Annotated in this window: 11 protein-coding genes and 1 pseudogene; 7 read left to right on the top strand and 5 right to left on the bottom strand. The window is 59.9% G+C overall.

The features are described 5' to 3' along the window. Window positions 1-31 precede the first annotated feature (31 nt). From CLM71_RS24205 to CLM71_RS06355, 3 genes and pseudogenes are all read right to left on the bottom strand, one after another. Window positions 32-172 (bottom strand): annotated as a pseudogene (locus tag CLM71_RS24205) (recombinase family protein); the annotation flags it as partial. Between the two features lie 43 nt (window positions 173-215). Further along, window positions 216-2,513: a beta-glucosidase BglX gene (gene bglX, locus CLM71_RS06360; RefSeq protein WP_105230245.1), complete on the bottom strand. Its 2,298-nt coding sequence runs from the start codon at window positions 2,511-2,513 to the stop codon at window positions 216-218. A gap of 95 nt (window positions 2,514-2,608) precedes the next feature. Next, window positions 2,609-3,529, bottom strand: coding sequence for a LysR substrate-binding domain-containing protein (locus CLM71_RS06355; protein ID WP_105230244.1), 921 nt, complete (start codon window positions 3,527-3,529; stop codon window positions 2,609-2,611). 115 nt (window positions 3,530-3,644) lie between these two features. On the opposite strand from CLM71_RS06355, the gene CLM71_RS06350 reads away from it, so the two are divergent. Together CLM71_RS06350 and CLM71_RS06345 are read left to right on the top strand one after the other, a co-directional pair. Further along, the gene (locus tag CLM71_RS06350; protein WP_105230243.1) at window positions 3,645-4,799 is read left to right on the top strand and encodes a methionine aminotransferase; all 1,155 of its coding nucleotides are present in this window, start codon (window positions 3,645-3,647) and stop codon (window positions 4,797-4,799) included. A gap of 28 nt (window positions 4,800-4,827) precedes the next feature. After that, the gene (locus CLM71_RS06345; RefSeq protein ID WP_105230242.1) at window positions 4,828-5,619 is read left to right on the top strand and encodes an ABC transporter substrate-binding protein; all 792 of its coding nucleotides are present in this window, start codon (window positions 4,828-4,830) and stop codon (window positions 5,617-5,619) included. Window positions 5,620-5,661: 42 nt separating this feature from the next. On the opposite strand, the gene CLM71_RS06340 is transcribed toward CLM71_RS06345, so the two are convergent. Both CLM71_RS06340 and ddlA read right to left on the bottom strand, forming a co-directional pair. Continuing rightward, a complete protein-coding gene (locus CLM71_RS06340; RefSeq protein ID WP_105230241.1) occupies window positions 5,662-7,560 on the bottom strand; it encodes a methyl-accepting chemotaxis protein in 1,899 nt (632 codons plus the stop codon). 155 nt (window positions 7,561-7,715) lie between these two features. Next, on the bottom strand, window positions 7,716-8,822 hold the full coding sequence (ddlA, locus tag CLM71_RS06335) for a D-alanine--D-alanine ligase (RefSeq protein ID WP_105230240.1): 1,107 nt from the start codon (window positions 8,820-8,822) through the stop codon (window positions 7,716-7,718). A gap of 192 nt (window positions 8,823-9,014) precedes the next feature. On the opposite strand from ddlA, the gene CLM71_RS06330 reads away from it, so the two are divergent. From CLM71_RS06330 to CLM71_RS24095, 5 genes are all read left to right on the top strand, one after another. Beyond that, on the top strand, window positions 9,015-9,218 hold the full coding sequence (locus tag CLM71_RS06330) for a ParD-like family protein (protein ID WP_105230239.1): 204 nt from the start codon (window positions 9,015-9,017) through the stop codon (window positions 9,216-9,218). Continuing rightward, a complete protein-coding gene (map, locus tag CLM71_RS06325) occupies window positions 9,215-10,018 on the top strand; it encodes a type I methionyl aminopeptidase (RefSeq protein WP_105230238.1) in 804 nt (267 codons plus the stop codon). The genes CLM71_RS06330 and map overlap by 4 nt, the downstream gene beginning before the upstream one ends. A 56-nt stretch (window positions 10,019-10,074) precedes the next feature. Then, on the top strand, window positions 10,075-11,793 hold the full coding sequence (dld, locus tag CLM71_RS06320) for a D-lactate dehydrogenase (RefSeq protein WP_105230237.1): 1,719 nt from the start codon (window positions 10,075-10,077) through the stop codon (window positions 11,791-11,793). Window positions 11,794-12,095: 302 nt separating this feature from the next. After that, entirely contained in the window at window positions 12,096-13,223 is a 1,128-nt protein-coding gene (locus CLM71_RS06315; protein WP_105230236.1) for a tail fiber domain-containing protein, read from the top strand. A 98-nt stretch (window positions 13,224-13,321) separates the two neighbouring features. After that, a complete protein-coding gene (locus CLM71_RS24095) occupies window positions 13,322-15,334 on the top strand; it encodes an S-type pyocin domain-containing protein (RefSeq protein ID WP_234008622.1) in 2,013 nt (670 codons plus the stop codon). Window position 15,335 lies beyond the last annotated feature (1 nt).

The following is a 15,335-nucleotide window of genomic DNA, read 5'->3' as shown; positions in this document are numbered from 1 at the left end:
TAAACATCAGTTTTTAAGCTATGTAACAAAGCTATTTAGTTATATTAGCGTCTTCCAAAATTTTATAAACGGTGGAACGGGCGATATTCATTACACCAGTTCTATTTTTGCGAAGAACCAGCACGCTATTTCTGTCAATAACGCGCCTGCCCCCAAACCGGATGCCTTTCAATATAAGCGGAATCACGCCGGGCCGTTACGGCACGGCGCGGCGTTTACTTCAGCGTAAAGCTCTGCTGCAGCGTCTGAGCGGAATCCAGGCCGACAAACACATTAAATTTGCCCGGCTCCGCGCCCCACTTCAGGCTGGCGTTGTAGAACTTCAGATCGTTTTCATCGATCGGCATCTCTACCGTAGTCGACTGGCCGGCCTTCAGCGTCACTTTCTTAAAATTGCGCAGCTCTTTCACCGGCCGGCTGACCGAGGCGGTTTGGTCCTGAAGATACAGCTGCACCACGGTGGCGCCGTCGTAGTTGCCGCTGTTCTTCAGCGTCACGCTGGCGGTGATTTTGCCGTTGCGCGCCATGGTCGGGCTGGACAAGGTGAAGTCCGACAGCGTGAAGCGGCTATAGCTCAGGCCGTAGCCAAACGGATACAGCGGGCCGTTGGGCGAGTCAAAGTAGCGCGAGGTGTACTTGCCCGGATTCTCCTTGTTAAACGGCCGCCCGGTGTTCAGATGGTTGTAGTACATCGGGATCTGGCCCACGGAGCGCGGGAAAGTCATCGGCAACTTGCCGGACGGGTTGTAATCGCCGAACAGCACGTCCGCCACTGCGTTGCCGCCTTCGGTGCCGCTGAACCAGGTTTCCAGCATCGCATCCGCCTGCTGGCTCTCCCACTCCAGCGCCAGCGGCCGGCCGTTCATCAGCACCAGCACCAGCGGCTTGCCGGTGGCCTTCAGCGCTTTGATCAGGTCGCGCTGGCTCTGCGGAATGGTGATATCGGCGCGGCTCGACGCCTCGTGCGCCATGCCCTGCGACTCGCCGACCACCGCCACCACTACGTCAGCCTGCTTGGCGGCGTTCACCGCTTCGTCAATCATCTGCTGCGGCGGCCGCGGGTCGAACACCACCGCCGGCTCGTACAGGTTCAGATAATCAATGATGCTTTTATCCTGCGTGATGTTGGCCCCTTTGGCGTAAATGATTTTCGCCTGGTCGCCGACCGCGTTTTTCATCCCCTGCAGCAGAGTCACCGACTGTTTGCTGACGCCGGCGGCCGACCAGCTGCCCATCATATCGCGCTGGCTGTCGGCCATCGGCCCCACCAGCGCAATGGTGCCCTGCTTGCGCAGCGGCAGCGTCTGGTTATCGTTTTTCAGCAGCACCTGGGTGCGGCGCGCCACGTCGCGCGCCTCGGCGCGGTGCAGGCGGCTTTCGGCATTGGTGTCCTGCGGGTCGGAGCCGGCCGGGCCAAGGTGTACGTACGGATCCTTGAACAGCCCCATCTCATATTTGGTGTTCAGCACGTCACGGCAGGCGCGGTCGATGTCGCTCTCCGGCACCCGCCCCTCTTTCACCAGCCCCGGCAAGTACTTGTCGTAATACTCGTCGCTCATGCTCATATCAACGCCGGAGGTGATCGCCAGCCGCACCGCATCACGCGGGTCCTGCGCCACGCCGTGCTTGATCAGCTCTTTAATCGCCCCGTGGTCGCTGATGGTGATGCCGTCAAAGCCCCACTGATTGCGCAGCAGATCCTTCAGCAGCCAGGGGTTGGCGGTAGCGGGAATGCCGTTAATCGAATTCAGCGACACCATCACCCCGCCGCTGCCGGCGTCTACCGCCGCCTTGTACGGCGGCAGGTAATCCTGCTGCATGCGCAGCGGGCTCATATCCACGGTGTTGTAGTCGCGTCCGCCTTCGGTCGCGCCATACAGCGCAAAATGCTTCACGCTGGCCATCACCGAGCCGGGCTTGGCCGGATCGCCGTTCTGGTAGGCGTCCACCATCACTTTGGCGATTTTCGACACCAGCCAGGTGTCCTCACCGAAGCCTTCCGACACCCGGCCCCAGCGCGGGTCGCGGGTAATGTCGACCATCGGCGAGAAAGTCATATTCAGGCCGTCGTCGCTGGCCTCCTGAGCGGAGACCCGCCCGCTGAGCGCGATAGCGTCCAGATCGAAACTGGCGGCCAGCCCCAGGCTGATGGGGAACACCGTGCGCTGGCCGTGCACCACGTCATAGGCGAAAAACAGCGGGATTTTCAGACGGCTGAGCTGCATCGCCTGATCCTGCATCACGCGGATATCCGGCCGGGTGACGGTGTTGAAAATCGCGCCGATCTGCCCCTTGCGGATGCCTTCGCGGATCGCCTCTTTCGGATTATCCGGCCCGACGCTGATTAAACGCAGCTGGCCGATTTTCTCTTCCAGCGTCATCTGCTTCATCAGCTTGCTGACGAACGCATCGCGCTGCTGAACATTGATTCCTTGCGTTGCGCCGCTCTCCTGCGCAAAGACCGGACTGATCGCCAGACCGGATACCAAACCCACTGTACAAAGCCATTTCATATTGTTATCTCAGGCAGGTTCCCGCCGCGGGCGGGAAAGTAAACAGGTAATCAGGGAGTGTGCCACACTCTTTTTCCGCGTTGAAACCGTTATGGTTACAAGCTGTTAGCCGTCGTCGCCAGATAGCGCGTCAGCCGGGCGCGGCTGTGCGCCGCCTCCTGCGTCAGAAAATCCGTCAGCAGGGCCAGTCCGTCCGGCGACGGCGTACGTTCAGGATAGACCAAATAGTAGCCGGCGCCGCTGGCGACGCTCAGCGCAAACGGCGTCACGATGCGCCGCGCCTGAATATCCTCCTCCAGCAGGCACAGATCGCCAATTGCGATGCCCAACCCCTGCAGCGCTGCGCTCATTGCCAGATCCAGCGTGTCGAAATGCTGCGACTTGCGCGAGGGCAGCGCCGCGCCGCCGGCCGCCTTCAGCCAGCGCAGCCAGTCGCGTCGGTCGCGCGTCGGGTGCAGCAGGGTTTTCTCCGCCAACTCCGCCAGCTGCGGCGCGGCGGACAGGTAGCCCGGCGTGCAAACCGGCGTTAACACCTCGTCAAACAGCGGGTGCGCCGTCAGCCGCTTGCCCGGCGGCGCGCCAAAGGTCACCGCCGCGTCAAACTGCTCGCCGGCAAAATCCAGCCGGTGCGACACCGAAGCGGTCAGTTCGATATGCAGCTCCGGCCGTTCATTCTGCAAACGAATAATTCTGGGCAACAGCCAGCGCATGGCGCAGGTCGGGCACTTGATGCGCAGGGTGCCGGGCTGGGCGCCGACGCGGGCGACGGCGTCTGCCAACTGCCCCAGCGCCTGGCGCACCGGCCCCAGCAACTGCGCGCCCTGCGGCGTCAGCGCCAGCCCGCGCGCATGGCGGCTGAACAGCGGATAGCCAAGCTGCTGCTCCAGGCCGAGGATCTGCCGGCTCACCGCCCCCTGCGTCAGATGCAGCGCCTGCGCGGCATGGGTAAAATTCAGCCGTTGCGCCACCGCAACAAAGGTTTTCAACACGTCGAGCGAAGGTAACGTCGTGGGCATCGTGGGCCTCTCCAGCCATGATCGGAACGCATGGCTAGCATGACAAAGTTTCTCTTGTCGCGCCATAACGGCTGATGCTTAATCACTCAACCCACTTGCTTGATCCGGAGCCGCCATGCAGAGCGCCTGTTCACCCCGTTCCAAACTGCCGGACGTCGGCACCACCATTTTTACCGTGATCGGCCAGCTGAGCGCCGAACATCAGGCGCTGAATCTGGCGCAGGGCGCGCCGAATTTCGGCTGCGCGCCGCAGCTGATTAACGACGCCGAGCAAGCCATGCGCGCCGGTCATAACCAGTATGCGCCGATGAGCGGCGTGGCCGCCCTGCGCCACGCGCTGGCGGAAAAAACGCAGCGTCTGTACGGCGCGCGCTACGACGCCGACGCGGAAATCACGGTGCTGGCCAGCGCCAGCGAAGGCCTGTACGCCGCCATCAGCGCGCTGGTGCAGCGCGGCGACGAGGTGATTTATTTCGAACCGGCGTTCGACAGCTATGCCCCCATTGTGCGGCTGCAGGGCGCGCGGCCGGTGCCCGTCCGGCTGTCGCTGCAGGATCTGCGTATTGACTGGGATGAGGTCGCCGCCGCCATCAACGGCAACACGCGGATGATCATTATCAACAGCCCGCATAACCCGACCGGCGCGCTGCTCGACGAGCAGGACATCGCGCGCCTGAGCGCGCTGACGCGCGATACCGATATCGTGATTCTGTCGGACGAGGTGTATGAGCACGTGGTGTTCGACGGCGCGCAGCATCACAGTATGGCGCGCCATCCGCAGCTGGCGGAACGCAGCGTGATCGTCTCGTCGTTCGGCAAGACCTATCACGTTACCGGCTGGCGCATCGGCTACTGCCTGGCGCCGGCGGCGCTGACGGCGGAGATCCGCAAGGTGCATCAGTTCCTGGTGTTCTCCGCCGACACGCCGATGCAGTACGCCTTTGCCGCAGCGCTGGCCGACGCGCAGAGCTATCTCGGGCTGGCCGCCTTCTATCAGCAAAAGCGCGATCTGCTGGCCGCGGCGCTGCAAGGCTCACGCTTTGAGCTGCTGCCGAGCGCCGGCAGCTTCTTTATGCTGGCGCGCTTTAGCGCCTTCAGCCAGGAGAGCGACAACGACTTCGCCGTACGGCTGATCCGCGAGGCGAAAGTCGCCGCCATCCCGCTGTCGGCCTTTTACAGCGACGGCGCCGACACCGGCATTATTCGCCTGAGCTTCGCCAAAGATGACCAGACGCTGCGCGAAGGCGCGCGCCGTCTGCACACCGTATAACCGACCGCACGCCACTGAGGAAACCGCGATGAACACCACACTGAAAACACTGCTGGCCGCCGGTTGTCTGCTTGCCGCCGGCGCAACGCAGGCCGCCGACCTGCGCTTCGGCGTTGAGGCGCTGTACCCGCCGTTTGAGTCCAAATCCGCCAGCGGCGAGCTGGAGGGGTTTGATATCGATCTGGGCAACGCGGTCTGCGCCGCCGCCAAGCTGAGCTGCAGCTGGGTGGAAACCTCGTTCGACAGCCTGATTCCGGCGCTGCAGGCGCGCAAGTTTGATGCGATTAACTCGGCGATGAACATCACTGAACAGCGTAAGCGGGCCATCGCCTTCACCCGGGCGATTTATCAGGTTCCCAACCGGCTGATCGCCAAAGCCGACAGCGGGCTGACGCCCGACGCCAAAGCGCTGGCCGGCAAGCGCGTCGGCGTGCTGCAGGGGTCGATTCAGGAAAACTACGCCAAGGCGCACTGGGCGCCGCAGGGCGTCGAGGTGGTCTCCTATCAGGATCAGAATCAGGTATACCTCGACCTGAGCGCCGGACGGCTCGACGCCACGCTGATTATGGCGCCCGCCGGCCAGAGCGGTTTCCTTTCCCGCCCGGACGGCAAAGGCTTTGCCTTCGTCGGCGACACGGTGCAGGACGCGAAGATTTTCGGCTCCGGCATCGCCTTCGGGCTGCGCAAGCAGGACAGCGCGCTGAAACAGCGGCTGGACGCGGCCATTGAGCAGGTGCAGCAGCAGGGCACGGTCGATAAACTGGCGAAAAAGTATTTCGGCGATATTGACGTGTCCGTGCAGCCGCAGACGGCGAAGTAATACTGGCGTAGCCACGCGCCAGCGGCGATGGCCCGTCCGGTGTTATTTCCCCACCGAATGCACCAGCGCGGCCATCGTTTCCGCCTGCTCGTCCAGCACCTGGCTGGCGGCGGCCACCTCAGACACCAGCGCGGCATTTTGCTGAGTCACCTGTTCGAGCTGATTCAGCGCCTGTTGGATTTGCGACACGCCGAGCGTCTGCTCCTGCGCGGCGTGGGCGATATCGCTGACGTATTGCCGCATCTGCCCGGTGTTGCCCACCGCCGCCTGCAGCGCACTGTTTGAGTCGGCCACCCGCGCCACCCCTTCGCCGATTTGCTCCATATTCTGGCCGACCAGCGCACGGATGCGGTTGGCTTCCTGCGTGCAGCGCTGCGATAAATTGCGCACCTCGGCGGCAACCACGGCGAAGCCCCGCCCCGACTCGCCGGCGCGGGCGGCCTCTACCGCCGCATTCAGCGCCAGCAGGTTGGTCTGAAACGAAATATCGTCAATCGAACTGACGATATGCGCGATCTGTTCGCTGGAGGCGCGGATCGCCACCATGCTCTGGCTGGCGTCATCGGCGATGCGGCTGGCCTCCTGCACCTCCTGCGTCATGGCGCCAATCAACCGCTCCGCTTCGCCGGCGTTGCTGGCGGTGTGGGCAATGGCGGTGGCGATCTGCTCCATGCTCGCCGCCGTCTCCACGATCGACGCCGCCTGCTCGTCGGTGCGCTGCGCCAGATTTTGGTTGCCGACGGCGATATCGCCGCTGGTGGTGCGTAACTCCCCGGCACCGACGTTGATCTGCTGAATAATCCGCTGAATATTGCCGATCGCCTGATTATAGGCCGCGTTAAGCCGCGACAGCTCATCGCTGCCCGGCACCGCCAGACGCAGGGTAAAGTCGCTTTCCATCCGCTGGATGGTGCCCAGCGTCCCCTCCAGATGACGGTGGAGGCGTCTGGCGACCACGACGGCGATCGACAAGGCGGCGGCCAGCGCCAGCGTCCCGATCAGCAAAAAGCGCTGCCAGTCGCCGCGCGCCTGCGCCGACAGCTGGGATACCGTGTTCTGCAGCGCGCTGACGGCGCCGTTTTCCAACTGGTGCAGCGCATCAATCCGCGCGGTCTGCGCGCTGAACCACTGCGTCGGGTCGATGCCGAATCCGCCGCGCTCGGCACGGGCAAACGCGGTATCACGCAATCTCAAGGCGGCCTGGGCCGCAGAAGCCTGTTGTGATTTTTCCAGCGCAGCCGCCAGCGCCGGGCTGCTGAGGCGCTGGGCGGCCGTCAGCCAGGCCGCCTGCTGCGCCACCACCGCGCTCAGCGCGCGATACTGGCCGTTGCCGAAGCGATCGGCAGCAAAGACGCCGGCCAGCAGCGCCCGCTCCAGGCCGGCCTGTTCTTTCAGGTTCAGCAGGCTGTAGTAAGCCGCCAGCTCGCTGACCAGCTCGCCGGACGATGACAGCTGGCTCAACCCGCCGACAAAGCGCAGCTGATCGCGGATGGCGGCGGTATACACCGCAACGGCGTCGGCGGCGTTGATATCCAGCCCGCTGACCCGGGAGCGAACGGCATCGAGCGCTTGCAGGCGATCGTTGAACGCCGCCAACATCCGGGCGTTATCGCCCGCGCTCTGCCGATCGCCGGCCAGCGCACGACGGAAAACCGCCACCGCGCTGTCGGTCTGTTTGCGCTGGGCCGCCAGCTCGGCGGTGAAGTTTTTCCCAGCTGACGCCAGCACTCCAGCGCTCATGCCCCGCTCTTTCTGCAGTTCATCAATCACGCCGCCGACGCTGCCGGCCAGTGCGATCAGTTGCCCCAGGTTGTCCATCTGCCGCTGCGTTTCCATGCGCGTGACCATGCCCGAGCCGACAAACCAGCACAGCGCCAGCAGCATCGGTAGCAACGCCACAAAGAGCTTCATCTTCATTGAAATGTGATTCATCCACGACATGGATGCTGACTCCTTTACCCGTTTAACGTCATATGGAAGGGTTATCGGTGGGTAAACGGAGTTATTGACTGCAGAGTGAGGGAATCTTGTTCAAGATCAAAAATAGCGACGAGAAATGACCGGACGCCGCAGGCGACGCCCGGATAGCAAGCTGTTTAGTCGCGCTCGAACACCGAGCTGTGCAGCGCGCGATCCTGCTGATGGCGCTCCAGCGCCAGTTCGATCAAGGTGGTGATCAGTTGGCTGTAGCTCATGCCGCTGGCCGCCCACAGTTTCGGATACATGCTGATATTGGTGAAGCCGGGCAGCGTGTTGATCTCATTGACCACCACCCGCTCATCGGCGGTCAGGAACACGTCGACCCGCGCCATGCCCAGACAGTCCAGCGCGCGGAACGCCCGCAGCGCCACCTCGCGGATTTTGTCGCTGGCCGGCTCGGAGATTGCCGCCGGCACCACCACCTGCGCGCCCTGTTCGTTGATGTATTTGGTATCGTAAGAGTAGAACTCGTCGCTCAGCACGATTTCACCACACAGGCTGGCCTGCGGCTGGTCGTTGCCCAGCACCGCGCACTCAATCTCGCGGCCGACGATCGCCGACTCCACCAGCACCTTATGGTCGAAGCTGAACGCCAGCGCCACCGCCTGCTCATAGCCTGCGCGGTCGCTGACCCGGCTGACGCCGACGGAGGAGCCCTGGTTGGCCGGCTTGATAAACAGCGGCGACCCCAGCTGTTCGCTCAGCTGTGCAAAGCTGTACTGCGCACGGTTGCTGCGCGTCAGGGTAACGAACGGCGCCACCTCCAGCCCGGCGTCGCGCAACAGGCGTTTGGTGACGTCCTTATCCATGCTGACCGCCGAGCCCAGCACGCCGGCGCCGACAAACGGGATATTCGCCATCCGCAGCAGCCCCTGCAGCGAACCGTCCTCCCCCAGCGTGCCGTGCACGATCGGGAACACCACGTCGAGCTGGCCGATAACGTTGGCGCTGTCAGCCTCAATCAGTTGACTGCTCTCCTGCCCCGGCACCAGCGCTACGTTTTTGTTGGAGTGGTTCAGGGCGATCAGCGCCGGGTTTTCCGCATGCAGCAGGTAGTTGGAGGCATCATTAATATGCCACTGCCCCTGCTTGTCGATGCCCAGCAGCGTGACGTCAAACTTCTCTTTGTCGATGGCATCGACAATGTTTTTTGCCGACTGCAGCGAAACCTCATGCTCCGCCGATTTACCACCAAAAATTACGCCAACACGTCGTTTAGTCACGCCTGAAATCCTTCTGAAAAAGTGATGCAAACAAGTCAATTATTACAATAAACGCATTATTCAGCCGCGGCAATCGCCCTTTAACAGAAAATTCCGAGCATTAACGCCCGCCGGCCTCTGCCACAGATCGCCAAACGCAATGTATATAAAGCATATACACTTCATATCGTCTTTAACCTAAGGAGCAGCACGATGGGCATTGTGAAAATCTCCGACGTCTTGCACGACGATCTGCGGCTCGCCAGCCTGACCATGACGCGTTCCATTAACGCGCAGGCCGAGTACTGGATCAAAATCGGCATGCTGGCGGAGTTCCACCCGGAACTGACCTACCCGCAGCTGGTAAAGAAAATGATGAAAGAGAATGCGTTAACGCTGAAGGAGATGGTTGAGTGAAACAGATTGTGATCAAAACGCCGGATGAAATCGCCAAAATGCGCCACGCCGGCTCGCTGCTGGCAAAAGTGTTCGCGATGCTCGACGGCGTGATCCGCGAGGGGATCTCCACCATGGAGATCAATGACCGCGCCGAGGCCTTTATCGTCGACGAACTGCAATCACGCCCGGCCAGCAAAGGACAGTACGACTTTCCCTACGTGCTGAACACCTCGATTGACGACGTGATCTGCCACGGCGTGCCCTCCGCCAGCAAAATCCTGCGCAGCGGTATGATCGTCAACGTCGATATTACGCTGGAAAACGGCGGCTATATCGCCGACTCCAGCAAGATGTACTGCATCGGCCAGACCACACCGGTGGCCAAACGGCTGGTGAATAACGTCTATGAATCCATGTGGGCCGGCATCCGCACGGTGAAGCCGGGCGCGACGCTGGGGGATATCGGCCACGCCATCCAGCAGCACGCCGAAAAAGCCGGCTACAGCGTGGTGCGTGAATACTGCGGCCACGGCATCGGCCGCGATATGCATGAAGAGCCGGCGGTGCTGCACTTCGGCCAGCCGGGCAGCGGCATGACGCTGCAGGAAGGCATGGTGTTTACCATAGAGCCGATGATCAACCAGGGCGACCGGCGCATCAAACAGAAAAAAGACGGCTGGACGGTGGTCACCCGCGATAAAAAGCTGTCCGCCCAGTGGGAGCATACCGTGGCGGTGACCGGCGACGGGGTGGAAATTCTGACGCTGCGCGACGAAGAGCGCGAAAACGGTTATCTCGAGTGCTATAAAGGAAGGTGATTCTTCACCGTTTGCCGTCCCGGCGGCGGCAACCTTAATCTGACAGGGAGATCGGCATGACGCACAGCGCCCGCAGTGACCAGCAGGCATTTATCAGTCAGTTGAAACAGATCGTCGGCGGCCCGCAGCTGCTGACCGATGCGCGCAGCACCGAGCGCTACCGCAAGGGTTTCCGCTCCGGCGAGGGCCAGGCGCTGGCGGTGGTGTTCCCGACCCGTCTGCTGCAATTGTGGCAGGTGCTGCAGGCGTGCGTCGATGCCGATAAGGTGGTGATTATGCAGGCCGCCAACACCGGCCTGACCGAAGGCTCCACCCCCAGCGGCAACGACTACGGGCGCGATGTGGTGATTATCAGCACGCTGCGCCTTGACCATATTCAGGTGCTTGCTCAGGGCAAGCAGGTGGTGGCCTTCCCCGGCAGCACTCTGAACCATCTGGAAAAGTGCCTGAAGCCTTACGACCGCGAACCGCATTCGGTGATTGGCTCCTCCTGTATCGGCGCGTCGGTGATCGGCGGCGTGTGCAACAACTCCGGCGGCTCGCTGGTCAAGCGTGGCCCGGCCTATACCGAACTGGCGCTGTACGCCCAACTGGACGCCGACGGTCAGCTGCGGCTGGTCAACCATCTCGGCATTCAGCTGGGCGACACGCCGGAAGAGATCCTCACCCGGCTGGAGCAAGGCGACTACCGGCCGGAAGACGTCGAGTACGGCGAGCTGCGCGCCTCCGACAATGAGTACGCCGTGCGGGTGCGCGACGTCGATGCCGACACTCCTTCCCGCTTCAACGCCGACAAGCGCCGGCTGTATGAGGCTTCCGGCTGTGCCGGCAAGCTGGCGGTGTTCGCCGTGCGCCTCGATACCTTTGAAAAAGAGAGCCGCGAGCAGGTGTTTTATATCGGCACCAACAACACCGCGGTGCTGACCGAGCTGCGCCGCCATATGCTGAGCCAGTTTGAGAATCTGCCGGTGGCCGGCGAGTATATGCACCGCGATATCTTCGACATTGCCGAGGTGTACGGCAAAGACACCTTCCTGATGATCGACAAACTCGGCACCGATCAGATGCCGCGTTTCTTCACGCTGAAGGGCAAGATGGACGCCACCTTCAACAAGCTGCCGCTGCTGCCGCACAACCTGACCGACCGGGTGATGCAGGGGCTGAGCCATCTGGCCCCCAGCCATCTGCCCAAGCGCATCAAGGAATACCGCGAACGTTTTGAACACCACCTGCTGCTGAAGATGGCCGGCGACGGCACCGATGAGGCCTACGCCTACCTGAAGCAATACTTTAGCGAGGCGGAAGGCGACTTCTTTGTCTGCAGCGCGGAGGAAGGGAAAAAAGCCTTCCTGCACCGCTTTGCCGCCGCCGGCGCCGCCGTGCGCTACCACGCGGTACACGCCGACAAGGTGGAGGATATTCTGGCGCTGGACATCGCCCTGCGCCGTAACGACACCGACTGGTTTGAAACCCTGCCGCCGGAGATCGACAGCCAGCTGGTGCATAAACTCTACTACGGCCACTTTATGTGCCACGTGTTCCATCAGGACTACGTGGTGAAAAAAGGCGTCGACTGCCACCGGCTGAAACAACAGATGCTGGCGCTGCTGGACCAGCGCGGCGCGGAATATCCCGCCGAACACAACGTCGGCCACCTGTATCAGGCGAAGCCCGATCTGCAGGCGTTTTACCGCCAGGCCGACCCGACCAACAGCTTTAACCCCGGCCTCGGCAAGACCAGCAAGCTGAAAAACTGGGGCGAGCAGCAGCCGTAACCGCATGCCGCCAAGAAACGGCCACCGCCATCATGGCATGGCCGTTTTTTCTCCGCCCTTCCCCGGCAACCGCCGTGTTCTTACTCTGCTCCCGCATTTCTCCCCCGTTTGTCCCAGCCACCACACAAAAAATGATCATCATTACCGTTTGCTAATCACTCAATACAACAGCAACATACTGTACATGTATACAGTTATGCATATACCGGCACTGGCGGCACCTTGCTCAATCCGGTGGTTTAGCCAGAAAAACCAGAGGCCATTTATCCGTTACAAAAGGAAGTTATAAAGAGGGAATTATCATGACTGAAGCCAAGAAAAATGCACAAGTGCTGAACGGTGTGAATGATGACATTAGCGAACTGAAAGCGTTATCCACGCTGCGCAAACGCGTCATCAGCGACGGCGAGATCGTCGCCAAATCACCAAACGGTTTCCGTCTGGCAAACGGCAACACCGGCGTGATATTGCGTAACGACGGTAAGGATTTTTACGCGCTGACCACGCCGAGCGGCCAGGCTCAAAATGGCTCGTGGAACACCTTGCGTCCTTTCTCATTCAATCTTGCCTCCGGCAGAGTATCGCTGCGCAACGGTGTTGATATCTCCGGCGGCGCAATGATCTCGCATAACGCCGGTATTTCCACCAAGACCACCGGACCGGCTCCGCTAATCAACGGACAAATTTATTATGCCGCAGATGTCAGCGCCAATTTCACCAGCGGCAATGTCACCACCACCATGTTGATGGGATCGCGGGTCGTCGCCGGCAAAGAGGATTATGGGTTGCTTTCTTACCGCGATTGGCAAGGGAACTGGAACGAAATCCAGGTGAGAGCCAATGCCGAGTTATCGGTGGGACAATTAGTAAAGCGTAATCCTTATGGCTGGATTGTCGCTGCCGGTAACTTCGACACCAATAACAATGCCGACCGAATTACCAATGCCATGCGCCTGCAGGGGAAAGACGATCTCTTTGCCGACCTATACCATTATGAACGCATTGGCCAACACCATTTTATGGGGTTGCATGTAGCCAACGGCGGCGCACAAGGCTGGTATGAATTCCGCAACGACGGCCATGCTTACACCAACGGTGCCTGGAACAGCAGCTCCGACGCCCGCATGAAAACGGATATCACGAAAATCTCAGGCGCGCTGGAGAAGCTGACCACAATCAGCGGTTATACCTACTTCAAGCAGGGCATGCCGGAAGCCGGTGTGATTGCCCAGGAAGTGGAAAATGTCTTGCCACAGTCCGTCACCCAAACCGAATTGACCATGAATGACGGCAGCGTTCTGAAAGACGCCCGCAGCATCAATATCAACGGCGTCGTGGCGCTGCTGGTTGAGGCGCTTAAGGAAGAACAGGAAGCCCGCATCACATTGGAGACGCGCATCGCGGCTCTGGAAAAAACACTTGCCGGCTAACAGAGCGGAAACATCGGCAAGCATACGGCCAAATTCAATAAAAATATTTCACTGCATATACATCTGACTATGTATAAGGAAATCAAGGAGATGTTGTTATGGCAACACCCGCATATTACCTCAATGGCATACCGCATGATGCCGGAGGCCGCCCTATTATCACCATCACCGGTGGCCCAAACAGCCCCGTAGGAAACGGCGGAATCTATCCCGGAATATCTTTCCCTGTTTATGTTCCCTGGCCAGGTATCGGCAGCAGACCGAATAGCGGCGGCAGCATAGCTTATGACCCGAACAAATTAACATTTACCGGCTTATATTATCTGCGAGAGAGCCAGAAACAAATAAATCAAATCCTGGAACAGGCCAGCAATGCGTACCCACTGCATGCAGATCAAACCAGAGATGAGGCCAGTGCGTTACTTGCTGACTTAAAAAATAGCGGATTGATTAATCATCCTGAAATTAACCCGCTGGCTAATGCTCTACAGGATTCTGTTAATGCATTACAGATTAATATCGATTTAAAAAATCGAGACGGAAATATTGCCAATCGGAAAACACAGGAGGCTGAAGACACGTTTAAGGACTTCATGCATCGCTATAAACTCGCGAACTTTATCGACAAATCTGCCGCCATGATTGATGTGGCGATATCAACAACGGGGCCATGGTTCATCAAGTTATGGAATGAAACTGTCCCCCCTAAAATCAGCGAAGAGATTGAGGTAAAAAATAAGCTCATTTCATATCTCGATCGGGTAAAAACAATTACAGAAGATGCAAATAATAAGAAAAACACCCTGACTGAGATAAAAAACAGGATAGAGATTGAACAAGCCCGTAAGGCGGAAGAAGCCAGAAAAGCGGAGGAGGCCCGCCAAGCGCTGTTTGCCACAGCGGGGGTACGGGATACTCCCACCTACACGCCGGAAAAAGCCAACGCCGCCACTGCCGCCTTGATGACGGCCGGTACCATGGTGCTGAACCGCGCGCCCGGTATGGTGCAGTTGTCAACGGTGGCAAACGGCGTAATGACAACGGCCAGCGAGCTGGCTGGCTGGGTATCCAGCGCGATGTGGCGAGGCGCGGTCGCCGTAGCCGAGGTGGCAACGGTCAGTAGCGTCGGTGCGACGGTCGGCGCCTTTGTGGTCGGTTTTTGGCCGGGCAAGGCCGGGGAAGGCAGCGACCACGTTCCCGGCCGCGATATTAAGATGTTTGCCACGCAGGCAGGTTTGTTCGCTGCCGGTAAAACCGCCGTTCAGCCGGAAATGGATGTGGTCGATTTGCCGGTCCGTGGCTTTATCGCAACGGATGATCATGGGCAGCAGAATGTGTATCTTGTCAAAACCGGGGCCGGCGGCGTATCTGCCAGCGTGCCGGTGTACCGACCGGTGCGTGATGAACAGACCGGCCTGGACAGGATAACGCTGCCGGCAATGGCCGGGGCGCCGTCGCGAACCATTTTGGTCAACCCGGTGCCGGTCGGCCCTACCGCACCATCCCACACCGGTAACGATGCACCGGTGCCGGTGACGCCGGTGCATACCGGCACGGAGGTGCGGCAGGCGGACAGTATCGTCACCACCACCTTTCCGGCCGGTGATATCCCGCCGCTGCAGGATTTCATCTATTGGCAGCCGGATGCCACCGGCAGCGGCGTTGAGCCGGTTTATGTGATACTGAGCGGAATTTATGGAGAAACCAATGCCAAAGGAAAATACAGCGGACGTGACTACAATACCGACCAAGCCGGTGGCCCTATCCAGAATCTGGACTGGAAAACGGCCAACATCGACCGGGCTGGCGTGGATAAGGTGAAGTTGCATACCGGGCGGTTTATGGAATCTCCCGAAAACAAGGTGATGATTGACCGACTGGAGAAAATTTTGCAGGGTAAGCTACAGGCAACGGATACCGATAAGCGTTTTTACACCCATGAAATTAGGGAGTTGGAACGTTACCGAGCGTTGGGTATTCCTGATGGTACGGTTCCAGAAAATGAAGGCGAAGTCTGGAACAACACTCATACAACAACATTAGAAGATTACCAGCTTAGTTCTGATGAAAGCCTGTTATACACACCAGAGGCTCTCAACGCACATAACTAAA

Source organism: Serratia sp. MYb239 (assembly GCF_002966855.1).
GTDB classification, from domain to species: domain Bacteria; phylum Pseudomonadota; class Gammaproteobacteria; order Enterobacterales; family Enterobacteriaceae; genus Serratia_B; species Serratia_B rhizosphaerae.
This window is presented reverse-complemented; position numbering and strand designations above follow the sequence as displayed.

Coding starts and splice junctions, on each gene's coding strand:
- CLM71_RS06350 (WP_105230243.1), top strand. CDS start 3,645: ATGCAGAGCGCCTGTTCACCCCGTTCCAAACTGCCGGACGTCGGCACC.
- CLM71_RS06345 (WP_105230242.1), top strand. CDS start 4,828: ATGAACACCACACTGAAAACACTGCTGGCCGCCGGTTGTCTGCTTGCC.
- CLM71_RS06330 (WP_105230239.1), top strand. CDS start 9,015: ATGGGCATTGTGAAAATCTCCGACGTCTTGCACGACGATCTGCGGCTC.
- CLM71_RS24095 (WP_234008622.1), top strand. CDS start 13,322: ATGGCAACACCCGCATATTACCTCAATGGCATACCGCATGATGCCGGA.
- CLM71_RS06355 (WP_105230244.1), bottom strand. CDS start 3,529: ATGCCCACGACGTTACCTTCGCTCGACGTGTTGAAAACCTTTGTTGCG.
- CLM71_RS06315 (WP_105230236.1), top strand. CDS start 12,096: ATGACTGAAGCCAAGAAAAATGCACAAGTGCTGAACGGTGTGAATGAT.
- bglX (WP_105230245.1), bottom strand. CDS start 2,513: ATGAAATGGCTTTGTACAGTGGGTTTGGTATCCGGTCTGGCGATCAGT.
- CLM71_RS06340 (WP_105230241.1), bottom strand. CDS start 7,560: ATGTCGTGGATGAATCACATTTCAATGAAGATGAAGCTCTTTGTGGCG.
- dld (WP_105230237.1), top strand. CDS start 10,075: ATGACGCACAGCGCCCGCAGTGACCAGCAGGCATTTATCAGTCAGTTG.